The sequence below is a fragment of the Pseudomonas brassicacearum genome, assembly GCF_003732175.1.
GTDB lineage: Bacteria > Pseudomonadota > Gammaproteobacteria > Pseudomonadales > Pseudomonadaceae > Aquipseudomonas > Aquipseudomonas brassicacearum_G.
Window position 1 is genome coordinate 37564 of record NZ_MOBI01000030.1, and the last position, 24358, is coordinate 61921.

Consider the following 24358-nt stretch of genomic DNA (forward strand, 5'->3'; position numbering starts at 1 on the left):
TCAATCAAAAAAGGATTTTTGATGATTCATCTACCCCACACCGATGCCTTATGTGCATTGTCACGGCCGTATTGTCTGGACGCCGTCCCGCCAGGGTTGTTCGACAACTCGATGCGTGAAACCAGCCTCTTTCACTGCCATCACACACCCGGTTATGAGCATTGGCTGGAGGCTAACGGCCTGAGTGCCAGCGCGCTGGATAACCTGGACGACTGGTCGCGCCTCCCTCCCCTGTACGCCAACTACTTCAAGCAACGCCTGCTGCTGAGCCCCACCGGGCAGGACGCCCTGGAGTTGACTTCCTCGGGCACCAGCGGCCAGAAAAGCCGCATGCGCTATGACGTGCGAAGCATCACCGCGGCGCAGAACATGGTGACTCGGATCTTCGAACATTACGACTGGATCAGCCACACCCCGTGCAACTATCTGTTGCTGAGTTATGAGCCTGTAGGCGCCATCAGCCTGGGAACGTCCTATACCGACCAGTTCCTGTGCCAATACGCGCCGGCCAACCGGGTGGTCTATGCGCTACGGTCCACAGGCAGCGGCCACGAGTTCGATGTATTCGGTGTGATCGAAGCCCTGCGCCAGTTTGCAATTGAAGGTTTACCGGTGCGCATCTTTGGCTTTCCTGCATTTCTTTGGCAGGCCTTGCAACGCATGCAAGACCTTGGAGCACCCGACCTTGAGCTGCATCCCGATTCGCTGGCATTCCTTGGCGGTGGCTGGAAAACCCGGGCGAGCGAGGAAGTCCCCAGACAGCAACTTTATTCCCGGATTGCGCAGCAATTGAGGATAGATACCCGTCGTTGTCGAGACGGGTACGGCGCTGTCGAGCATGCCGTGCCGTATATCGAATGCGCCAACCATCACTTTCATGCACCGGTTTACTCAAAGGTGTTTGTCCGAAACCCAAGCGACTTCACCGTCCAGCCCTATGGCAAGCGTGGCCTGTTGCACTTCGTATCGCCTTATATTTCATCGAGCCCGGCGCACGCCGTGGTCATGAGTGACCTGGCAACGCTGCACCCCGGTGCCGCCTGTGGTTGTGGCCTGGTCACCGACTGGTTTGAGCTGCATGGTCGCGCCGGAACCAGTGCCAGTCGTAGTTGCGCGATGGCCGCATCCGAACTGATTGGGGGAGCTTGATATGTACCTGATCAACGGCCAACTGCACGGCACACTCACACCCGAAGCGGCCCTCGACACGCTGCTGCCAGGATTGGCGCAACAACTGGAGCAACCACCGACCAGCGAAAGGGTTCTTGAATGCGCGGACCATTTCACACAGAAACTGCAGACCCATCAACACACCCTTGAACTCGATGAGGGGCAACGTCTGGAACTGCTCGCGTTCTGCCAACGGAGCGCCTTGAATGCAAAACTGGAGCGTGAATTGGGCGTGCAGCCGCGTTCATTACGGCGTATTGCCTACGATCAACCGCAGTACGAAAGCTGGCACCCGTTAGGACTCGTGGTGCATATCACGCCTGCCAACGCGCCATTGCTGGGCTTCTGCGCAGTGCTTGAAAGCCTGCTGGTAGGCAACATCAACTGGCTGCGCCCAAGTTCCAGTGACAACAGCCTGAGTGCGCAATTACTGGCGGCGTTCCTCGAATGCGACGCCAGCGGATTACTGGCCAACTGCGTCGCTGTGCTGCCTGTCGATACCGATCGCCTTGATCTTCTATGCGCTCATGCCGATGGCGTCAGCGCATGGGGTGGCGACGCAGCACTCAATGCCATTCGCCGGCTGGTCCCGAGCGGTTGTCGCTGGATCGACTGGGGACACAAGATCAGTTTTGCCTACCTGTCGCCTGAAGCCGTGTCTCCCTCAGCGCTGGATGCTCTGGTCGATGAGGTTTGTCGACTCGACCAACAAGCGTGCTCCAGCCCGCAGTGGCTGCTGGTGGACAGTGATGATCCGCAAACCCTGCACGCTGTCGGCGGACAACTCGCTGATGCGTTCGAACGCCGCGCCAGCCACTGGCCAGCGTTGCCCCCCACGCCTCAGGAAGCTTCGGAGATCACCACCCGGATTGCTTTCGCGCAACTCGATCAGAGTTTTGCCGATCAGACGGGCCGCGTCTGGTCCGGTGATGGATGGCGCATTATTTGGGAGCACCATCTCCAACTCGCGCCTTCCCCATTGTTTCGAACGCTGTTGTTACGGCCGATGCCAAACGCATTGATCGCCGAGTCACTGCTGCCGTGGCGGACGCATCTGCAAAGTTGTGCACTGATCAGCACACCCGGGCAAACGCCGGGTCTGGTCAGGCAACTGCTGAGCGCCGGCGTCAACCGAATCGCACCGCCCGAGCTGATTCATGACGGCTACGCAGGCGAACCCCATGACGGTGTTTTTGCCCTGTCACGCTTGACCCGCAGGACCTCGGCAACCTTGCCGCCGCAGTTGTCGAGCAACCGCGCGACACTGGACCAGCCCCCTGGCGCCCCGGCGCAACTGAACGCTTGCGCAGTGATGAGCAAGGCGGATTTCATCGCGCAATCAGGGTCGTCCGATGCTCAACTGTTTTTCCGTTCAGGTGGTACTAGCGGCGCTCCCGCCTTGGCTGGCTACAGCTATCGAGACTTTAACCGGCAGATGCGCGCGGCGGCAGACGGCATGTTCGCCATGGGGCTGGCCCCAGGTCAGGATCGAGTGATGAATCTGTTCTACGGTGGCAGCCTCTATGGCGGGCTGTTCAGTTTCTCCAGGATCCTCGAGCAGATGGGGGTCACGCACTTCCCCATGGGCGGCCCCCACGACAACGACTTCAGTGAAATAGCCCAACTGATTGTGGACCAACGCATCAACACTTTGATTGGCATGCCCAGCACGTTGCAGCGTCTGTTTTTCAGCGAGCAGGATCGCCTCAAGGCCTACGGTGGGGTCAATAAAGTCTTCATGGGCGGCGAACATTCTGGCGATGCAAGCCGACAGCTGATGGAGCGTTGTGGGGTCTCGACGGTTCGTTCCGCCCTCTACGGTTCTGTCGACGCCGGCCCTCTCGGTCATGCGTGCCGGGCGAGCGCAGATGGCGTTTTTCACCTGATGAGCGACATCCAGTGGCTGGAAATCGTCAACCTTGAGCACGACGCTCCTGTCGAACCCGACGAAGTCGGTCGTTTGCTCTTTACCTCGCGGGCACGCGAAGGTCAGACGATCAACCGTTACGAGGTCGGGGACACTGGTCGTTGGGTGCCGGGAACCTGCCCTTGTGGCCTGGATACGCCTCGATTTGAACTGCAAGGAAGGCACGGTCGACTGCTGCGGATCGCTACGCATTTCGTCTCGATCAGCGACCTGGAAGAAAAGGCCGCCACTCAACTGCAGCTTGTCCTTGATCACGACCCGAACGGAACCGAACGTTTGGTGGTACGCGCGGAACACGATCCGCAGATTCTGCGCCAACGCGTGCTGGAAATCCCCGCTATTGCAACAGCGGTGAATAGCCACCTGCTGGAACTTGATGTTCAGAGGTATTCACCCTTGCGCTTCGAACGCAACAAGCACAGCGGCAAAGTGCCCCTGATTATTGACTTGAGAACTGACTTTTCAGCGAACAAGCATCACAACTGAACGCCTATTTTCAAACTATCAAGAGCCTAAATTCATGAACACTGACTATTCATTCGAAGAGTTGCTGCTGCACTCACGAAAACATTCTCACTATTACAAAACACACTTCAATCATCTGCCAGAACATCATTGCACTGTCGAAGATCTACCACTCACCGTCGCTTCAGACTATTGGAATGGCAGCAACAATTTAAACACCTGGCCGGTACTGACCGGTAAAACCGAAAACGCCCTGATTTACAAAACCGGTGGTTCAACCGGCCAGGAAAAACTGGTGGCGTACACCCGTGATGAATGGCAGAACATGGTGACTCACTTCGGGAACGCCCTCTCGGGACAACTGTGCGACGGCGACCGGGTTGCCAACCTGTTTTTTGCCGGCGACCTTTATGCCAGTTTTCTGTTTATCCATGAATCATTGGCCCATGTGACGCCTTCCATCTGCGAGTTCCCGTTTGCCGGCGAAGTCGACTCCGCAACGCTTGCAGCGGCCATTGCCGAACACCAGATCAATGTCCTCGCTGGCGTACCCGCACAACTTCTGCGATTCGCCGCCGGTCTGGCCGAGCGACACTGCGTCCTGCCACAGATAACCACCGTGCTCTACGGTGGCGAAAGTCTGTTTGCCGCACAATTGCCGATGCTGGCTCAGGTCTTTCCCAATGCACGCGTCGCGTCCATTGGCTATGCCTGTGTCGACGCAGGACTCGTGGGCGCCAGCACCCGGGATTGTGAGATGGGTGAACACCGGGTGTTTGATGAACAGACGGTGGTGGAAATTGTCGATGAACACACCCACGAGGCCATCGAGGAATGTCATCGCCCAGGCCAATTGATCATCACCAACCTGACCCGAATGTTGATGCCACTGCTGCGTTATCCAGTCGGTGATCGCGCGTGTTGGCGCGAACCGAGCGGCACTCGGCAACGCAAATTCGCCTTGCTGGGACGTAGCGAACAGAGCATTCGTATTCGCATCGGTGTCATCTCGTTGTTCCAGGAGGAGATCGCCGAAATCCTTCAGCGCCTGGCCGGTTGCTGGCAATGGCAGTTGGTGATCGAAAGTGTCGGGGTCAAGGATCGAATGACCCTGAGGTGGGTGCCCGCGCACGACTCGACGTCAATAAACGCTTCAATCCCGGCCATTCACGCAGCACTGTTGGGTCAGTACCCGGACATCAGCCAAATGATCGGCAGTGGTCAGCTTGAATGTGTCTTCAGCCCCTGCACGGCCGGTGCATTGCTGCTGCATCCACGCTCGGGAAAGCAGCGCAGGATCGTTGACCTGCGCGTGTATAGCGCCCCTCAGCGGGAGCCTGCTCCATGAGTACAATTAGATTTCGACGTTTCAGGCAAGCGGACTCTAGCGCTGTCAGTGCATTGTTTCGCCAGGTGTATGGGGAAAATTATGTACAGCCTGATGTCTATTTGCCGTCGATGATTGGCCAACACAACGCCGACAATCAATGGCACTCAATACTGGCTTTGATCGATGACCGCATTGTTGGCCACGCGGCATTGTGCAGGGATGCACACTGCCGGGATCACGCGGAATTCGCCTTGTGCCTTGTACACCCGCAAGCCCGGGGCAAAAACATCGCCACCCGGCTGGGTCGCGAACTGCTGCGACGTGCGAGCCGACTCAGCCTCAAGAGCGTCTCGATCAAGCAGGTCACTCATCATCTCTACACTCAGCAGATGGCGCAAAAACTCGGTTTCAAAAACATCGGGCTGCTTCCCGACTATGTTCCCTCGCCCTTTGGTGAGTCCCATGAGGAAAGCGTTGTCATTGGCTATCAAATGGTCAAAGGGCATGCACGTCCGTTACCGCAACTGGAATGGCCGGCGGCCTGTGCAACCTTCATGAGGCAACTGTCTGCTTCATTCGGCACCCGAAACGACTCGCCATCACAACGCACTTTTCCAATGCAGATCAGCCAGCACCATGAGCGAGTGGAAGTCGTGCTTTATCAGTTGGACAAGAGCGTGCTGTTGCAGCTCCAGCAGCTACCCGCGCACTGGATGATCTCGATCAAGCTTGATCTGTCGCAGCATTCTCCACAGAACATGCGTCGACTCTGCGCCATCGATTTCGTATTTACCGGGTTGATGCCTGCGCCCGCAGCATCTGGCTGGTATGCATTGTTTCATCGCGGTGCAAAACCGCGGCCCGTGAGTTTCTACTGTCCGCACATGCAGCAACTGCATGACACCTTACTCCACCGGCAGCCAGAGTCGCCTCACCGTCAGTTACCTGAATCGGTACGTAGCAGCCCGTTACCCGGCTGAGCGCAGAGTTGCACCAGCCAGTCGACAAACACCCGCACTCGCAGAGACAACTGGCGGTGCGGAGGATAGAGCGCCGTCAGGGGTAACCCTGGCGGCGGCAGATGCTCTAACACCTCGCACAACGTTCCCTCGCGCAGCTGCCGTGCAACGTGATAGTACGGCGTCTGGACCAGACCATAACCCGCTTCACAAGAGGCCAGATAACCATCGGCGCTGTTGACCGCCACCTGTTTGGGCAGGTTCACCGGGTGCACGTGCCCGTCTATTTCAAATTCCAGGCCGAAACGCCTGCCAGTGGTGCTGGAGAAATACTCGACCATCTGATGCCCCGCCAGGTCTTCCAGGCCGTGCGGCGTGCCCTGGCGTTGCAAGTAGTCGGGGCTGGCGCAGGTGACCTGATCGAGCATCGCCAGCGATCGCGCTACCAGCGAATCATCCAGAGACGAGCCACCGCGCAGCACACAATCGACGCCCTCGCGAATCAGGTCGACCGGGCGATCGTTCAAGCCGATTTCCAACTCGATCAGCGGGTAACGCCGGGTAAATTCCGGCAAGGCCGGGATCACCAGCAAACGCCCGATGCCGGCAGGCATGTCGATGCGCAAAAGCCCGCGTGGATTTTGCCGAGAGGTGGAAAACGCTGCCTCTGCCTCGTCCAGATCAGCCAGCAATCGCACGCAACGTTGGTAATACGCCGAGCCATCGGCGGTTGGACTGACGTGCCGTGTGGTGCGCTGCAAGAGTTGCACGCCCAAATGCGCCTCAAGCTGCTTGATCAGGATAGTCACCGAAGCCCGGGGCATTTGCAGGCTGTCCGCGGCCTTGGCAAATCCTTCCAGCTCGACAATGCGAGTGAATACTCGCATGGCATTAAAACGGTCCATTGCTCTTGGTTACCCACGGATTATTTAGAAATTACAAACAGTGATAGCGCTTTTAGCCGGTTTATCTTGTTTTTGTCGAGCGCAACAATGGGTCCACATCAAAAAAGGAGCGACACCATGCACACTCGTCAATTGGGCAAAAACGGCCCTCAGGTTTCTGCGATCGGTCTGGGCTGCATGGGCATGACCGACTTCTACACCACGGGCGGCGATACCCGCGAGGCATTGGCGACATTGCATCGCGCCATGGATCTGGGTATCAACTTGCTCGATACTGCCGATATGTATGGCCCGCACACCAACGAAGAACTGATTGGCAAAGCGATTGCGGGCAAGCGCGATCAGGTGTTCCTGGCCAGTAAATTCGGCATCGTGCGTGATCCGGCCAACCCCACTGCACGCGGAGTCGATGGCCGGCCGGAGTACGTCCGTGCCGCCATCGACGGCACGCTGAAACGCCTGGGCGTAGACACTCTGGACTTGTACTACCAGCATCGCGTCGATCCGGACGTGGCCATCGAAGAAACCGTAGGTGCCATGGCCGAACTGGTCCAGGCCGGTAAAGTGCGCTACCTCGGCTTGAGCGAAGCCTCGGCGATAACCCTCGAACGAGCACATAAGGTTCACCCGATCAGCGCGCTGCAAAGTGAATACTCGCTGTGGAGTCGCGATCAGGAGCACAACGATTGCCTGGCCACCTGCCAGCGCCTGGGGATTGCCTTTGTGCCGTACAGCCCGCTCGGTCGAGGCTTTCTGACTGGCGCCCTGAAAAGTCCCGACGATTTTGCAGCGGACGACTACCGGCGCTTCAGCCCGCGCTTTCAGGGCGAAAACTTCAACAGGAATTTGCAGTTGGTCCGGCAGGTGCAAACGCTGGCGGCAGAAAAAGGTGTGACCGCCGGGCAACTGGCGTTGGCCTGGGTACTGGCACAAGGTGATTACCTGATCCCTATTCCGGGCACCAAGCAACGCAAATATCTGGAGGAGAATGTCGCCGCGCTGGACGTTGTATTAAGTCCGCAAGACTTGTCGGCGCTGGAGGCGATTTTTCCGGATGACGCGGTGCTCGGAGCGCGTTACCCGCAAGCCGTCATGCAGATGCTCGATCGATAACATTGAGCATCGCAGGCCCGTTCATGCTGTGTATGACGGGCCTGTTGCACTTGAAGATCAGGCTTTGCCGCTGACACCCTTGGTGTTCGGGACGGCGGGGCCATTGCCCATGCCATAAGTCTTCAGGTTCTGCAGGACGTAAATCGCCTTCTTGTACTCGGGAATCAGGTGGTTGGCGTACTTGTTGCCTTTGAGGTTGTTGCTCTGGATGTTATCCAGCTGCGTGGCGAAGTACTCCAGCGCATTGAATTTTTCATCCAGGTTTTTCGGCACCCCAAAGCGATCGAACTTGTCGCCGGCGTTGAGCAGCGTCAGGGCCGTCACATCGCTGATCAAACCGCGATCACGCAAAAAGGCGCTGATGTTTCCGAGCTGTTTGACCGTGACGGTCTCGGGGTCGAATCCCTTGAAATTCTTGTAGAGCTTCTGCTCGTTCATTTTCGTGGTATTCAGCGCCAATGGGTCGTTGCCCACCAGTGCGAGCATTTGCTTGACCTTGACGCTCTGCGCTACGGGTTTACTGCCACTCGTCCCGCCCTCGCGAATCAGTAATCCGGCCTTGCTGGTCCAGCCTCCGACATAACCGATAGTCATGACAATGTCCCTGTGTGCAGACGTCCTTGTAAGGTGACCATAAAAAGTCCTTGTTCAACCGATGAATTGGTACGCGAGTATCAATGTGCCAGCGCCCCTCCACCTAGAAATATTTCAGCTTTTAACAATTCTTGTACAATTCGGATACAAATCACCAAACCCTTGAATTCATTGACTTGAAACAATTGTTTAACAATCAGACCGTCACTGAATCAGGCTGATAACCCCGAAAGAAACCACGTCACCAGCCCGGAATGAAACCGCACATGGCTCATGTCCATGACCAACCGGTCGTCTGTAAAAGACCTGATTTGGGACCATGGTACTAAAGTCGGCCTGCCGCGGGCCGATAGCTGCTAAACGCCGCAATAAATCAACAAGAGCGCTCAGCACAAGGACAGGTCCAATGCCCGCATTCCGTACCATTCAAGCCCGTTACACACTGTTTCTGGTGTTGTTTATCCTGTTGTTATTCGCCTTGACGGTGGTGGGCATCAGCCAGTTGGTCGCGCCGAAACTTCGGCACACGGAAGAACAGGTGGCCCTGAACCGTATTGCCGAAGTGGCCGAACAGATCCAGGGCGAACTGAACAAGGTTCAAGCGCAACAACGCAGCATCACCCAGACCATTCCCCTGCTCGACAGCGCGACCATCGACACCGTGTTGCCTGGCCTCGTGGACCAGTACGGTGAGCTGAAGGTGTTTGGTGGCGGGATCTGGCCGTTGCCTGGCCAGCGCGAAGCCGGACGCAACAAATTCAGTACCTTCTGGCACCGGGATGCGTCGGGCAAGTTGGCCGTTAACACCTTCTGGAACAGTGACGCGGCGCCCAACTATTACGATCAGTCCTGGTACAAGGGCGGCATGCAGACACCCCGCGGCCAATGCGCCTGGGCTGCGGCCTATAAGGATGACGCCAGCGCCGAACCGCGTACCAACTGCGCCATGGCAATAGCCCGCGGCGGCGTGCCGTACGGGGTCGCGACCATTGACGTTACCCTGGGCTTTTTCAATGACCTGGTAGCGCGCAAGGAAAAAGACCTGGGCGCCGAAATGCTGATCGTCGAGGCCGACGGCAAGATCATCAGCAACAGCTCGCGCATCAGTGGTCCGATTGTCCTGAAAAACATCCGTGAATTGGCTGGTAACTCACCGTTTGCGGCACAGATCAAAACCGCACTGGAGCGCCGTGACGTTTCGCTGCAACGCGTCGAATTCGACAATCTAGGTGTGGCGAATACCTTCTTCATGCGTCCGATCGAAGGCACGCCGTGGTTCCTCGCCACCACTCTGCCGACCAGCCTGATCACCGCTCAACGCGACGATGTATTGAGCACTTTGAGTCTGTTGCAGACCCCGATGGTTTTGCTGCTGGTGCTGCTGCAAATCTACGCAATCCGCCAACTGATCCAGCGCATGAAAGCCTTGAAAGCCAACATTGATGCGCTGTCCACCGGCGACGCCGACCTGACCCGGCGCATCACCATTCGCGCCGAGGATGAACTGGGCGCAATCGGTCATTCGGTCAACACCTTTATCGCCTACCTGCAAAACATGATCGGCGAAGTCACCCAGGCCACGGGCGCCATGGCCTCAAGCCTGGAAAACCTGCAACAGACCTCGGCGCATACCAACCAGATCCTGCAGCGTCACGCCTCGGAGACCGACCAGACCGTCACCGCTATCACCGAGATGAGCTCGACCGCCGACAGCGTCGCCGAGAACGCCGCACAAACCGCCGCGTTTACCCAGCGCGCCAACGAACACGCCGACCGCTCGCGAGTGGTGGTGGGCGAAGCCTCAAGCAGCGTGAGCGCATTGATCGGCGAAGTGGCCAGCGCCACCCACAAAGTCGAAAGCATGCAGCAGGACGCCCAGCGCATCACCGAAATCCTCGGGGTGATCGGCGCCATTGCCGGGCAAACCAACTTGCTGGCACTCAACGCCGCGATTGAAGCCGCGCGAGCCGGTGAACAAGGTCGAGGCTTTGCCGTGGTCGCCGATGAAGTCCGCGCCCTCGCCGCCCGCACCCAGGCCAGCACCTCGGAGATCAACGAGATGCTCAGTCGTCTGACCCAGGGTGTCAGTTCTTCGGTGGCGGCAATGGAAAACACCCAGGCCAGCTGTCAGTCCGCCGCCGATGCGACAGCGCGAGTCAACGCCGGGCTGGACGAAATGGCCGGTTCGGTCAGCCACATCAACAGCCTCAGCACTCAGATCGCCACTGCCGCCGAGCAACAAAGCGCAGTGACCGAGGAGATCAATCGCAGCATGGTGCAGATCCGCCATATGGTCGAAGAGCTGGTGCAAAGCGGTCACGCCACCGACCTCAATACGCGCCAGTTGCTGGACGCCAATAGCCGGGTCAGTTCGATCATGGGGCGTTTCAAGGTCAAGTGAACCCGTGAATGCCGCCCGCGCGTTTCGCGTGGGCATAACCTTCAAGGGATATCCACGTATAACTTTGAAACATAAGCGCCCTATTTCATCGGGAGAAATGGGCAAAATGCGCTGCGTGAGATGATCAACGAGAGATAACCGATGAAAACCACACTTCGTCTAGCCGCCCTTGGCGCCCTGTTCATCAGTTCCCTGGCCCAGGCCGCCGAGCGGATTCCGATCGATGTCCACCGCGATGCCAATTGCGGTTGCTGCAAAAAATGGATCGCGCACCTGGAAGCCAATGGTTTCAAGGTCAACGATCATGTTGAAACCAACATGAGCGAAGTCAAGCAGCGCCTCGGCGTCCCGCCGCGACTGGCTTCGTGCCACACCGCGGTGATCAACGACAAATTCGTCGAAGGCCATGTCCCCGCCGAACAGGTACTGGCCTTGAGTCAATCCGACCTGCTCGGCGCGGCCGCGCCGGGTATGCCCATGGGCTCGCCAGGCATGGAAATGGACGGCATGGCCGATGCTTATCAGGTCATAGGGTTGACTAAAAATGGCACCGATAAAGTGATCGCCGACTACCCGGCCCGGTAATGCTCGCTGGCTATCTCGGGCTATTCTTCGCGGCATTCGGTGCCGCGACGTTGTTACCGTTGCAGTCCGAGGCCGTGCTGGTGGGGTTGCTGCTCAACGGCGAGCATGGGTTGTGGTGGCTGCTCGCCGTCGCCACGCTCGGCAACGTACTGGGTTCGTTGCTGAACTGGTGGCTAGGACGCAGCGTCGGGCGCTTCAGGGAGCGTCGCTGGTTTCCGGTCAGCCCTGTTCATCTGAAAAAAGCCCGCACTCACTATCAACGTTATGGCCATTGGTCACTGCCGCTGAGCTGGGTGCCGATCATTGGCGACCCACTGACCCTGGTGGCCGGCGTGATGCGAGAACCCGTGGGGCGTTTTTTGCTGATCGTGACCTTCGCCAAAGGCGCGCGTTATGGTGTGCTGGCGCTGGCGACACTGGGCTGGATGCCTTGAACCTTGGGTGCGCCTCCTTGTTAATGTCGCCATAATCGCGACGTTACAGCCTCGGCCAACGGTTAAATCCACGCCCCCCTTTGAAGAGACAATGCTCATGACTGTGCAGATTGCGGTGATCGATGACTGGCAGGGTGTGGCCCGCAATGTGGTCGATTGGTCGGTGCTGGACGGCATCGGCGAGGTCAGTTTTTTGCATGACTACCCTGCCGACCACGCCACACTGAGCGACCGCCTGCGATCCTTCGAGGTGATATGCGTGATGCGCGAGCGCACGCTGTTCGACGAAGCACTCCTGCGTAGCCTGCCCAAGCTGAAATTGCTGGTCACCGGCGGCATGCGCAATGCCGCCATCGACCTCAAGGCCGCTGCTGCGTTGGGGATTCAGGTTTGCGGGACCGACAGCTACAAACAGGCGGCGCCCGAATTGACCTGGACGCTGATCATGGCCCTGACCCGCAATCTGCTTGCAGAGGCCAACGCCCTGCGTGCCGGTCACTGGCAACAAGGCCTGGGCGGCGACGTGTACGGCAAGACCCTGGGTATTCTGGGCCTGGGCAGCATCGGCAAACGGATCGCCGAGTTCGGCCAGGTGTTCGGGATGCGCGTTATCGCCTGGAGCGAAAACCTCACCGCCGAGCGCGCAGCCGAAGCCGGGGTTACGTATGTCAGCAAGCGCGAGCTGTTCGAGCAAGCCGATGTGCTGTCGATCCATCTGGTGCTCAGCGAGCGCAGCCGGGGCCTGGTCGATGAACAGGCACTCGGCTGGATGAAACCGTCTGCATTACTGATCAATACCGCGCGCGGACCGATTGTCGATGAAGCCGCATTGATCCGGGCCCTTGAACAGAACCGCCTGAAGGGTGCAGCGCTGGATGTCTTCGAGCGCGAGCCATTAGCCGTCGACCATCCATTTCGGACATTGCCCAACGTACTGGCCACACCGCATGTCGGCTATGTCAGTGAGCAGAACTATCGGCTGTTCTTTTCACAGATGATTGAAGATATTCAAGCCTGGACAACCGGCCATTCGATCCGGATGTTGAATTAGGCCATACCGAAAATTCCGTGACCGCTGTCCCGACACACAATCCGTAGCAGCTGGCTGCTACGGGGTTGGCAGTGTCTTCTTCTACAAGTTGTTCGCACCAATACAGTGCGGACAACTCTTTGCCACGCTCCACTCTCTGGCAACCGCCTCCCCCTTTTTGTGCCTTGGCGGCGACAGAACCTGCACTTCGTCGGTGCGGGCGCAGCTCATTGAGCGCGGAAATCGTGACGTCAGACCGATTGTCGAACAATTTCAAAACGTCACACACCCCGCTCTAAGTTCTGACCTAGACTCCATTTTGTGACTGGAAACCGGCCGGTCATTTCGTGGGGAAAAAATCGAAACTTTCTGCCGACGCAACGGGTCAGGTTAAAGGTGGGGCCGCAGCGACTGGTGCAATCCTTGCAACGACCACTACAGCCTTTCAGATTCAGCGCATCGACCAGCGTTTGCTGCTCCTTGCGTAGCGCTTTTGCGCCCGGCCACAGGAACTGGCCGCCTGCTTCATGGGGTGAGATGCCTGAAACAGATCAATAAAACGGGAGAAACACATGAACGGTGCCGCTTTAGAAATCCAGGGAGAGCGTTCTCACCAGCAAGTCGGCGAGCCGACCTCGATGTCGGTTCTTGCCCCGGGCGCGAAAACGGTACTGCCCGCTCCACGTCAGAATCCAAACAAAAAGAAAGTGCTGTTCGTGACCTCGGAAATCGCCGACCTGGTGAAAACCGGTGGCCTGGGTGACGTTTCTGCCGCATTGCCCCGAGCCATGGCCCATTTGCACGATGTCCGGATATTGATCCCCGGTTATCGGCAAGTGATGCAGAGCGAAAACCCGATCCACATCATCGGCGAACTGGGCGGGCACGCTGCTTTGCCACCCTGCAAGATCGGCCGCATGGACATGCCCGACGGGCTGGTCATCTACGTCTTGATCTGCCCCGAACTGTACGAACGCGAAGGCTCGCCTTACGGCGCCAACAATGGCCGCGACTGGCCGGACAACCACATTCGTTTTGCCCGTCTGGGCCTGGCTGCCGCCGACATCGCCGCCAACCTGGCACACATTCACTGGCGCCCGGATCTGGTGCACGCCCATGACTGGCCCGCAGGCTTGGCCCCGGCCTACATGCACTGGCGTGGTCAGCGTACGCCGACCCTGTTCACCATTCATAACCTCGCTTATCAAGGCGTGGTCAGCCTCGCCTCTTGCCCCGAACTGGGTATTCCCGAACATGCCCTGCAACAGGAAGGCATGGAGTTCTACGGTAAACTGTCGTTCCTCAAGGCTGGCATGGCCTATTCGAGCCATATCACCACCGTCAGCGCGACCTACGCCCAGGAAATCACCACCCCGGCCTTCGGCTGCGGTCTCGACGGTTTCCTCGCCAGCAAGACCCAGCAAGGCCTGCTCAGCGGCATCCCGAATGGCATCGACGAAAGTTGGGATGCGGCGACCGACCCCCACCTGTTTTGCCCGTTCAGCATCGGTGACTGGGACGGCAAGGCGGTGAATGCTGCCCACGTGCGCAAACTGTTCGACCTGAAGGATTCCAAGGGTCCGCTGTTCGCCGTGGTTTCGCGACTGGTCTACCAAAAAGGCCTGGACCTGACCGAAGCCGTGTCCGAGTTCATCGTCTCTTCGGGTGGGCAAATCGCGATCATCGGCCGTGGCGAACCGGAAGAAGAACAAGCCATGCGCGCCCTCGCCCTGCGTTTTCCGGGGCAGATCGGTGTACGCATCGGTTTTAACGAAACCGATGCGCGGCGGATGTTCGCCGGCAGTGATTTCCTGTTGATGCCTTCACGTTATGAACCGTGCGGCTTGAGCCAGATGTATGCGCAGCGTTTCGGCTCGTTGCCGGTCGCGCGCAATACCGGCGGGCTGGCCGACACCATCGACAACGGCGTCACCGGTTTTCTCTTCGATGAGTCGACGGTTGCCAGCTACGAGGAAGCCTTGAGTCGGGCGTTCAAGGTGTTCGCCCACCCGCCCCTGTTGAACGCGATGCGTTGCCGGGCCATGGCCGCGCCGTTCAATTGGTGCAAAGCGGTCGAACCCTACGCTGAACTCTATGAGCAACTGGTCGCCAAGGCGTTGGGTCAGTCGGTCAAGCAGTGAGAGGGATTCTTGAATGCCGTTACGGACTCTGGAAACCTGGCCCCACGGCGCCGTCATGCTGGATGCCGAACACACCCGGTTCGCCCTGTGGGCGCCAGATGCGTTTTATGTGAGTGTCGAGCTTGAAGACGGGCAATCACAGCCGATGCTGCCTCAGGCGGACGGCTGGTTCGTGATTGAGACCCGCTGCCCGGCCGGAACTCACTATCGCTACAACATCGATGGCGAACGCGACGTGCCGGACCCCGCATCCCGGGCTCAAGCCGGCGGTCTTGCATCACCCAGCGTGGTGGTTGACCCCCACGCTTACCGTTGGCAGCACCTCTTGTGGCAAGGCCGCCCCTGGCATGAAGCGGTGATCTACGAACTGCACGTGGGTGTGCTGGGTGGTTTTGCCGAAGTCGAAAAGCACCTGCCACGGCTGGCCGAATTGGGCGTTACCGCGATCGAACTGATGCCCCTGGCGCAGTTTCCCGGCGAGCGTAACTGGGGCTACGACGGCGTGCTGCCCTATGCCCCGCAATCGTCATATGGCACGCCTGATGCGCTCAAGCACCTGATCGATAGTGCCCACGGCCTGGGTCTGGCCGTGATCATCGACGTGGTTTACAACCATTTCGGCCCGGACGGCAATTACCTGCATCACTATGCCAAGGGCTTTTTCCGCGAAGACCTGCATACGCCTTGGGGCGCGGCCATTGATTTCCGCCGTCGCGAGGTGCGCGACTTCTTTATCGACAACGCACTGATGTGGCTCCTTGAGTACCGCTTCGACGGCTTGCGTCTGGATGCGGTACATGCCATCGAAGATCCGGATTTCCTTCAGGAACTGGCGGCGATAGTGCGCGAGCATATCGACCCATCCCGTCATGTCTGGCTCACCCTGGAAAACGAGCACAACCAGGCCAGCCTGCTGGAGCAGGGCTTCGACGCGCAGTGGAACGACGATGGGCACAACGCGCTGCATGTACTGCTGACCGGAGAAACCGAGGCTTATTACGCAGACTTTGCCGAGCGACCCACCGAAAAACTGGCCCGCTGCCTGAGCCAGGGTTTCGTCTATCAGGGTCATACCAATCGACATGGCCATGCCCGAGGCGAACCCAGTGGGCATTTGCCGCCCAGTGCCTTCGTGCTGTTTCTGCAAAACCATGACCAGATCGGCAACCGTGCCTTTGGCGAGCGTCTCCACCAGTTGACTGCACCTCAGGCGTTGCACGCAGCGACGGTCCTTCTGTTGTTGTCACCGATGATCCCGTTGCTGTTCATGGGCGACGAATACGCCGCTGACGAGCCGTTTCTGTTTTTCACCAGCCACCATGGCGTGTTAGCCAGGCAGGTGCGAGAAGGTCGCCGCAATGAGTTTGCGGCGTTCAGCGCTTTTGCCGATCCGCACACCCGCGAGCAGATTCCCGACCCGAATGCTGTGCACACGTTCACGGCTTCGCGCCCGACACTGTCGTCATCTGAACCGCTGACACAGCAAGCGACCCTGACGCTGTACCGACAGTTGCTGCTGATCCGTCATCGAGAAATCATCCCGCGCCTGCCCGGTGCTCACGCGCTAGGCGCCACGGTGCTGGCAACGGGCGCGGTAAGTGCGCGTTGGCACATGGGCGATGGCAGCCTGCTGTGCATCGACCTGAGCCTCACCGCGGAGCCTGTGCCCCATTCACCACAACCCAACTCCCGGCTGCTGTTCGAGTACCCGCAGCAATCCTTCGAACACCTGCAACAAGGCACTCTCGCCCCCTGCTGCGCGCTCGTCAGCCTGACCGCAGCGGCACCCTTGCTACCCCCCATTGGAGAGCGCCCATGAGCGATGCGCAACTGGAAATTCTCGCCAGCCGAGCCGGCCTGGCAGTCGACTGGATCGACGCCAACGGCCGGCCACAAAAAGTCGCACCGGCGGCATTGCGAGCGATCCTCAGCGGACTCGGCCACCCGGCTGGCAGCGCTCAGGAAATCGACGCCAGCCTGCAGGAACTGCAACAGAACCAACAAAACAAACGCTTACCGCCATTGATGACGGTCGACTTCGGCGCCGGCCTCGACCTCGCGCGTCACTTTGCCCCTGAAACGCCCTGCGAGATTCACCTGGAAGACGGCACGATTCTCCATCTGAAACTCGATGACGAAGCGGTTCTGCCGGGGCTGATCCCGGTCGGCTATCAGGACGTTCGCATCGCTGGCCAATGCTTCACTCTCGCTGTCGCGCCCTTGCAGTGCCATAGCGTGGCTGCTGCCGTTGACAGCCCAATACCCCGGGCCTGGGGCCTGAGTGTGCAATTGTATTCTTTACGGCGCCCCGGCGACGGCGGTTTCGGCGATCTGCAGGCACTGGAAAACCTCGCCCGCGTTGCCGGTGAACGCGGCGCCGATGCGTTAGCGATCAGCCCGCTGCACGCGATGTTCAGCAACGACACACAACGCTTCAGCCCTTACTCACCCTCCAGTCGTTTGTTTCTCAACAGCCTGTACGCCTCACCCGGGGAAATCCTCGGCGAACGCGCCCTGCGCCTGGCCATCGACGCCACTGAATTGGCCGACGAACTCAAACACCTGGAAGAGCAACCGCTGATTGACTGGCCAGCCGCCGCCAAAGCCAAGCAGCAATTGTTGCAAGCACTGTATGAAGGCTTCTCCCAGGGTGATCATCCCTTGTTCGCGGACTTCAGCAGCTTTCGCCACAGCGGTGGCGAGGCCCTGGAAAACCACTGCCGTTTCGAGGCGCTTCAGGAAGCCTGTGCCGCCCTTGGCGAAAGCCTCGACTGGCGCCAGTGGCCTGAACACTGGCGTGACCCGCGCAGTGCCGAACTGACGGTATTTGCCGAGAAAAATGCAGACCGCATCGGCTTCTACGCCTTTTGCCAATGGTTGATCGCCCGCAGTTTGCAACGCGCACAAACCGTTGCGCGTAGCAGTGGCATGGGCATCGGCTTGATCGCCGACCTGGCCGTTGGTGCAGATGGCGGTGGCAGCCAGGCCTGGAGTCGTCAGGACGAATTACTGGCGGCCCTCACCGTCGGCGCGCCCCCGGACATTCTCAACCGCACGGGTCAAGGCTGGGGGATTTCCGCGTTTTCCCCCGAAGGGCTGATACGCAATGGGTTTCGCGCGTTTATCGAAATGCTGCGGGCCAATTTTGCCCATACCGGGGGGCTGCGCATCGACCATGTCATGGGTTTGCAGCGGTTATGGGTGATTCCCCTCGGTGCGCCGCCGCGTGACGGCGCGTATCTGTATTACCCGGTGGACGATCTGCTGCGTTTGGTGACGTTGGAGTCCCATCGACATCAGGCGATCGTGCTCGGCGAAGACCTCGGCACCGTGCCCGATGGCCTGCGCGACAAACTCATCGCCCGCTCGATCCTGGGTATGCGCGTACTACTGTTCGAGCAGGACCACGGGGCACACTTCAAACCGATTCTCGATTGGTCGGACAACGCGCTGGCTACCACCAGCACCCATGACCTGCCGACGCTCAACGGTTGGTGGCATGGTCGCGACATCGAATGGAGTGTCCGGTTGGGGCTGGTCGACAGCCACGGTGAACAGCAATGGCGTGAACACCGTCAGCGCGAGCGTGAAGGTTTACGTCGGGCCTTGAGTCAGGACCCGCAAAACTTCCGCGAGGAGACCCACGAGACCGACCAGGTACTCGACGCCAGCGTGCGCTTCCTGGGTCATACCCGCGCCCCCTTGGTGCTGCTGCCGCTGGAAGATGCGCTGGGCATTGATGAGCAGGCCAATCTCCCCGGTACCACCGACAGTCATCCGAACTGGCGTCGGCGCTTTGCCGATGAAAGCGACGTGCTGCTGGACGATACGGATGCCGCACGACGGCTGGAACTGCTCGCTTGCGCACGCCTTCAGGCAGCCGAGCGTGATCAATGAGTGAGGTGCCAACCGTCTCGGTACGGGCGACGTTGCGCGTGCAGTTTCATCAGGGATTCACCCTGGATGACGCCGTACCGCTGGTGCCGTATTTCTGCGGTTTAGGCATCAGCCACCTCTATGCCTCGCCGCTGTTGAGTGCGCGGGCCGGGTCGATGCACGGCTATGACGTGGTCGACCCGACCCGGGTCAATCCCGAGCTGGGCGGCGAGGCAGCCCTGCGGCGACTGGTCAGCGCGCTGCGCGGCCAGAACATGGGGCTGATCCTGGACATCGTGTCCAACCACATGGCTGTCGGTGGCGCCGACAATCCCTGGTGGCTGGACTTGCTGGAATGGGGGCGGCTGAGTCCTTATGGTGAGTTTTTCGACATTCAATGGCATTCGCCAGACCCGTTGCTCGAAGGCCAGCTATTGCTGCCGTTTCTGGGTAGCGATTACGGCAGCGCCTTGCAGGACGGCACGCTGACGCTGCACTTCGATCCGGGACGGGGCAGCTTCCATGTCGAACACTATGAGCACCTCTTTCCGATCTGCCCCACCGACTACGCTGAGCTGCTCAAGCCTGACGATTCGCTCGACGTCGAACGGGTACTGCAACTCAAGGCATTGGCCGATCAATTCACCACCCTGCATTACCAGACCGATGCCCACTCCCTTGCGCCCCCCTTGCAGCAAGCGCTGATCACACTGGCGACTGATCCGGCGATCTTGCGCTGTATCGAGCACAACCTCAGCCTCCATGACTCCCGCCAACCCGAAGGTTTCAGCCGGCTGCACGAGTTGCTCGAACGCCAAAGCTATCGCCTGGCCAGTTGGCGCACGGCGGCCGATGACATCAACTGGCGGCGCTTCTTCGACGTCAATGAACTGGCCGGGCTGCGGGTCGAACGCCCGGCCGTGTTCGAAGCCACCCATGCAAAAATTTTCGAGCTGATTGCCGAGGGGCTGGTGGATGGATTGCGTATCGACCACATCGATGGACTCGCGGACCCGCGTGGTTATTGCCGCAAACTCAGGCGCAGGGTGAACGCCTTGTCACCGTTGCGGCACATACCGATCTATGTCGAGAAAATCCTCGGCGACGGTGAAACACTGCGTCGCGACTGGCAGGTCGATGGCACCACGGGCTATGAGTTCATGAATCAGCTGTCGTTGCTGCAACACGACCCGCAAGGCGAGCAAGTCCTTGGCGAACTGTGGAGCCGACACACCGAACGGCCCGCGGCATTCATCGAGGAAGCGCAGCTGGCGCGGCAGCAGACACTCAACGGTTCGCTGGCCGGCGACTTCGAAAGTGTCGCGCAAGCCTTGCTGCAAGTAGCCCGCGATGACCTGATGAGCCGAGACATGACCCTGGGTGCGATTCGTCGGGCATTGCAGGAACTGATCGTGCATTTCCCGGTGTACCGAACGTACATCGGCCCGTGCGGGCGCTCGGCGCAAGACGAGGTGTTTTTTCAACACGCGATGAACGGCGCGCGCCAGACCTTGGGCGAAGCCGACTGGCCGGTGCTCGACTATCTGGCGCTGTGGCTGGGTGGGCAGCCCTGGCGCAAGCGTCCGGTGGGCCGTCAACGCAAGATCCTCAAGCACGCCTGCGTGCGCTTTCAGCAACTGACCTCGCCGACCGCCGCCAAAGCCGTGGAAGACACCGCGCTCTATCGCTCAGGCGTATTGTTGTCGCGTAACGATGTCGGCTTCAATACCGAGCAGTTCAGCACCCCACTCGCCGACTTCCACACGGCGTGCAGCCAACGCCTCAGCGAATTCCCGGATTCGCTGCTGACCACCGCCACCCATGACCACAAACGCGGTGAAGACAGCCGCGCACGTCTGGCATTACTCAGCGAACGCAGTACCTGGTATGCCGAAACAGTCGAAGGTTGGCGGACACAGAGTGCTGCCCTGCGCTGCGATCCATCGATGCCCTCACCCGCGGACGAACTGCTGCTCTACCAGACCTTGCTCGCCAGTTGGCCACTGGAGCTGCATTGCGAAGACGCGCAGTCGATGACGGCCTACACCGAACGACTGTGGCAGTGGCAGCAAAAAGCCCTGCGTGAAGCCAAACTCCAGAGCAGCTGGAGCGCACCGAACGAACCTTATGAACAGGCCACTCGGGCCTTCCTCGAACGCCTTCTGCTCAGCCCCGAAGGCCTGCCTTTACGCGGCGCTATCGCCGATGCTGCGCAAGCGATTGCCTGCGGCGGCGCGCTGAATGGATTGGCGCAAACCTTGCTGCGCATGACGGTGCCCGGGGTTCCGGATCTGTATCAGAGCAATGAGTTCTGGGACTTCAGCCTGGTGGACCCGGACAATCGGCGAGCGGTTGATTTCAGCGTCCGCCAGCACGTATTGCAAACCCCGGTGGACACTCGACAGTTGCTGCACAACTGGCGTGACGGGCATATCAAACAAGCGTTGATCGCCCGCACGCTGGCGGTACGCGCGCACTACCCGCAGCTGTTTCGGCGGGGCCGTTATCAAGCGTTGCAGGTGGTGGGCAGCCAGGCTGGGCGAGTGTTGGCTTTCGCTCGTGAACTCAACGGCCAACGGGCGATTGTGCTGGTGCCAGTGCGGGTTGCGTCGCTGCTGGAAAGCAGTGCCACACCGCAGGTGCCCGCCCTGCTCTGGGGCGACACCCGAGTCAAACTGCCATTCACCGCCGCCGAAGAAAAGCTGAAGGGACTTTTTACAACAGGTGCAGTCACACACCACAAGGAATTGCTGATCAGCGCCGCGCTGGGAGATTTCCCGGTCAATCTGTTTATCCAGACTTGAGTTCAACTCAGGAGCATTGCGATGAGTACCGATGACAAACGCATTCGTGAATTTGCCTATCTGATCTGGGAGTCCGAGGGGAAACCCGAAGGCCAGGAGACGCGCCACTGGGAGATGGCGTGCAAGCTGGCAGAAGCCGAAGCCTTGGCCCCGAGCAAGTCTGCCCGGACCGGCAAAACCAATAGCGGCAAAACCAACAACAGCAAAACAGCTGCCAGCAAACCCACTGCGACCAAGCCCAAAACCAAAGCCACTACAACCGCCAAGGTCGCAACGCCACCGGGTGAAAAGCCTGTGACCGCGAAAAAGCCTCGAGCGCCACGCAAGCCAGCCAGTTGAGGGTGCCCGATCCTGATTGACCGCGTGGCGAGCAGATTCGCCACTTCGGGGATGACGCGGCCTTGAGAGGCCAGCAATGCCGGCGCCATCACCCAAGCCCAATTGCAGGAGCAATGATGACCACGCCAAAAAAAACCGCGCCAGAACCTCACGTCGAGGCCTCCCGAATCCGTGAAGGCTTGCCCTTCCCGCTCGGTGCGAACTGGGATGGTCTGGGGGTCAACTTCGCGATATTTTCGGCTAACGCCACCAAGGTCGAACTGTGTTTGTTCGACGATGCCGGCGAAGTCGAGCTCGAACGTATCGAGCTACCGGAATACACCGACGAAATCTTTCACGGCTACTTGCCGGACGCTCATCCGGGGCTGATCTATGGCTACCGGGTGTATGGGCCTTACGACCCGCAAAACGGTCACCGCTTCAACCACCATAAATTGTTGATAGACCCCTACGCCAAGCAGTTGGTGGGGCAATTGAAGTGGTCCGAAGCCTTGTTCGGCTACACCATTGGCCACCCCGACGCCGACCTCAGTTTCGATGAACGCGACAGTGCGCCTTTCGTGCCCAAGTGCAAGGTCATAGACCCGGCGCACACCTGGGGCCACGACCATCGGGTCAATGTGCCGTGGGATCGAACGATCATTTATGAGGCTCACGTACGCGGCATCAGCATGCGCCACCCGTCCGTCCCGCAAGCGCTGCGCGGGACCTTCGCCGGGTTGATGGTCGATGACCTGCTGGAACACATCCGCAAACTCGGTGTGTCGTCGGTGGAGTTATTGCCGATTCATGCTTTCGTCAACGATCAGCACCTGCTGCACAAGGGCATGACCAATTACTGGGGCTACAACAGCATCGCGTTCTTCGCCCCCGATCCGCGTTACCTGGCCAGTGGCAAGATCGCCGAATTCAAGGAAATGGTTGCACATCTGCACGAAGCCAATCTTGAAGTGATTCTGGACGTGGTCTACAACCACACCGCCGAGGGCAACGAACAAGGCCCGACCCTGTCGATGCGCGGCATCGACAATGTGTCCTACTACCGCTTGATACCGGACGACAAGCGCTTCTACATCAACGATTCCGGCACCGGCAACACGCTGGACCTGAGCCACCCCTGCGTACTGCAAATGGTCACCGATTCGCTGCGTTACTGGGCCACCGAAATGCACGTCGACGGTTTCCGCTTCGACCTGGCGACCATACTCGGGCGTTATCACGACGGTTTCGACGAGCGTCACAGCTTCCTCGTCGCCTGCCGCCAGGACCCGATTCTGCGTCAGGTAAAACTGATCGCCGAGCCTTGGGACATTGGTCCCGGTGGCTACCAGGTCGGCCATTTTCCGCCGGGCTGGGTCGAGTGGAACGACCGATTCCGCGACACCGTGCGCGCGTTCTGGAAAGGCGATGACGGCCAGCTCGCCGATTTCGCCGCGCGCATGACGGCATCGGGTGAGATGTTCAATCAACGTGGTCGCCGTCCCTACGCCTCCATGAACTTCGTCACCGCCCATGACGGCTTCACCTTGAATGACCTGGTCTCTTACAACGACAAGCACAACGAAGCCAACGACGAGAACAATCAGGACGGTACCCATCACAACCTGTCCTGGAATCATGGTGTTGAAGGCCCCACCGACGATCCCGAGATCAATGCACTGCGCCAGCGGCAGATGCGCAATTTCTTCGCAACCCTGCTGCTGGCCCAAGGCACACCGATGCTGGTGGCCGGTGACGAATTTGCCCGGACCCAGTACGGCAACAACAACGCCTACTGTCAGGACAGCGAAATTGGCTGGGTCAACTGGGACCTGAGCGAAGACGGCAAGGCCTTGCTCAAATTCGTCAAACGCCTGATCAAGCTGCGCCTGGCCTATCCGATTCTGCGGCGCGGACGTTTTCTGGTGGGCAATTACAACGAGGATATTGGCGTCAAGGACGTCACCTGGCTGGCACCCGACGGCAGCGAAATGTCCACCGAACAATGGCAGGACAGCCACGGGAGATGCCTGGGCATGTTGCTCGATGGACGCGCGCAGGAAACCGGAATCCGTCGCAAAGGGGCCGACGCTACCTTGCTGCTGGTGGTTAACGCTCATCACGACATTGTCAATTTTCAGCTGCCAGAAGTGCCTGACGGCGGATTCTGGACCTGCATGATTGACACCAACCAACCATTGATTTGGGGCCAGGAGCGATTCGACTTCAATCAGCAATATTCGGTAACCGGACGCTCATTGCTGCTGTTCGAGTTGCAGCATGAGGAGCAAGACTGATACGCAATT

General features: G+C 59.2%; 17 protein-coding genes. 15 read left to right on the forward strand and 2 right to left on the reverse strand.

Annotation, left to right across the window (positions count from 1 at the left end; all coding sequences use genetic code 11):
- Positions 1-21 precede the first annotated feature (21 nt).
- Genes BK658_RS26890 through BK658_RS26905 form a run of 4 tightly spaced genes read left to right on the forward strand, consistent with a single transcriptional unit; the run spans position 22 to position 5872 of the window.
- Entirely contained in the window at positions 22-1149 is a 1128-nt protein-coding gene (locus BK658_RS26890; protein WP_123584935.1) for a LuxE/PaaK family acyltransferase, read from the forward strand.
- Position 1150: 1 nt separating this feature from the next.
- Positions 1151-3583 (forward strand): acyl-CoA reductase, encoded by a 2433-nt coding sequence (locus BK658_RS26895; RefSeq protein ID WP_123584936.1) that lies wholly within the window; start codon positions 1151-1153, stop codon positions 3581-3583.
- A gap of 34 nt (positions 3584-3617) precedes the next feature.
- Positions 3618-4910 (forward strand): phenylacetate--CoA ligase family protein, encoded by a 1293-nt coding sequence (locus tag BK658_RS26900; protein WP_123584937.1) that lies wholly within the window; start codon positions 3618-3620, stop codon positions 4908-4910.
- Positions 4907-5872, forward strand: a complete 966-nt coding sequence (locus BK658_RS26905) for a GNAT family N-acetyltransferase (protein WP_123584938.1) — start codon at positions 4907-4909, stop codon at positions 5870-5872. The genes BK658_RS26900 and BK658_RS26905 overlap by 4 nt, the downstream gene beginning before the upstream one ends.
- On the opposite strand, the gene BK658_RS26910 is transcribed toward BK658_RS26905, so the two are convergent.
- Positions 5830-6756, reverse strand: coding sequence for a LysR family transcriptional regulator (locus BK658_RS26910; RefSeq protein ID WP_123584939.1), 927 nt, complete (start codon positions 6754-6756; stop codon positions 5830-5832). The two genes, BK658_RS26905 and BK658_RS26910, sit on opposite strands and share 43 nt — an antisense overlap.
- A gap of 117 nt (positions 6757-6873) precedes the next feature.
- Here BK658_RS26910 and BK658_RS26915 point away from each other — a divergent pair, with 117 nt between their 5' ends.
- On the forward strand, positions 6874-7869 hold the full coding sequence (locus BK658_RS26915) for an aldo/keto reductase (protein ID WP_123584940.1): 996 nt from the start codon (positions 6874-6876) through the stop codon (positions 7867-7869).
- Between the two features lie 57 nt (positions 7870-7926).
- Here the strand turns inward: BK658_RS26915 and BK658_RS26920 are convergent, their stop codons facing one another.
- Complete coding sequence (locus BK658_RS26920; RefSeq protein ID WP_123584941.1) at positions 7927-8463, reverse strand: hypothetical protein; 537 nt, start codon at positions 8461-8463, stop codon at positions 7927-7929.
- A gap of 406 nt (positions 8464-8869) precedes the next feature.
- Between BK658_RS26920 and BK658_RS26925 the strand changes: the two genes are divergently transcribed.
- From BK658_RS26925 to glgX, 10 genes are all read left to right on the forward strand, one after another.
- Entirely contained in the window at positions 8870-10864 is a 1995-nt protein-coding gene (locus tag BK658_RS26925) for a methyl-accepting chemotaxis protein (RefSeq protein WP_123584942.1), read from the forward strand.
- Between the two features lie 141 nt (positions 10865-11005).
- Complete coding sequence (locus BK658_RS26930; protein WP_123584943.1) at positions 11006-11449, forward strand: DUF411 domain-containing protein; 444 nt, start codon at positions 11006-11008, stop codon at positions 11447-11449.
- Positions 11449-11883, forward strand: a complete 435-nt coding sequence (locus BK658_RS26935; protein ID WP_123584944.1) for a YqaA family protein — start codon at positions 11449-11451, stop codon at positions 11881-11883. The genes BK658_RS26930 and BK658_RS26935 overlap by 1 nt, the downstream gene beginning before the upstream one ends.
- 97 nt (positions 11884-11980) lie before the next feature.
- The gene (locus BK658_RS26940; protein ID WP_123584972.1) at positions 11981-12934 is read left to right on the forward strand and encodes a D-2-hydroxyacid dehydrogenase family protein; all 954 of its coding nucleotides are present in this window, start codon (positions 11981-11983) and stop codon (positions 12932-12934) included.
- A gap of 551 nt (positions 12935-13485) precedes the next feature.
- Positions 13486-15054: a glycogen synthase GlgA gene (gene glgA, locus BK658_RS26945; protein ID WP_123584945.1), complete on the forward strand. Its 1569-nt coding sequence runs from the start codon at positions 13486-13488 to the stop codon at positions 15052-15054.
- A gap of 13 nt (positions 15055-15067) precedes the next feature.
- Positions 15068-16873 (forward strand): malto-oligosyltrehalose trehalohydrolase, encoded by a 1806-nt coding sequence (gene treZ, locus BK658_RS26950; RefSeq protein ID WP_123584946.1) that lies wholly within the window; start codon positions 15068-15070, stop codon positions 16871-16873.
- Positions 16870-18951, forward strand: coding sequence for a 4-alpha-glucanotransferase (gene malQ, locus BK658_RS26955; RefSeq protein ID WP_123584947.1), 2082 nt, complete (start codon positions 16870-16872; stop codon positions 18949-18951). The genes treZ and malQ overlap by 4 nt, the downstream gene beginning before the upstream one ends.
- Positions 18948-21734, forward strand: a complete 2787-nt coding sequence (locus BK658_RS26960) for a malto-oligosyltrehalose synthase (protein ID WP_123584948.1) — start codon at positions 18948-18950, stop codon at positions 21732-21734. The genes malQ and BK658_RS26960 overlap by 4 nt, the downstream gene beginning before the upstream one ends.
- A 21-nt stretch (positions 21735-21755) precedes the next feature.
- Positions 21756-22073 (forward strand): DUF2934 domain-containing protein, encoded by a 318-nt coding sequence (locus BK658_RS26965; protein WP_123584949.1) that lies wholly within the window; start codon positions 21756-21758, stop codon positions 22071-22073.
- 116 nt (positions 22074-22189) lie between these two features.
- A complete protein-coding gene (gene glgX / locus BK658_RS26970) occupies positions 22190-24349 on the forward strand; it encodes a glycogen debranching protein GlgX (protein WP_123584950.1) in 2160 nt (719 codons plus the stop codon).
- Positions 24350-24358 lie beyond the last annotated feature (9 nt).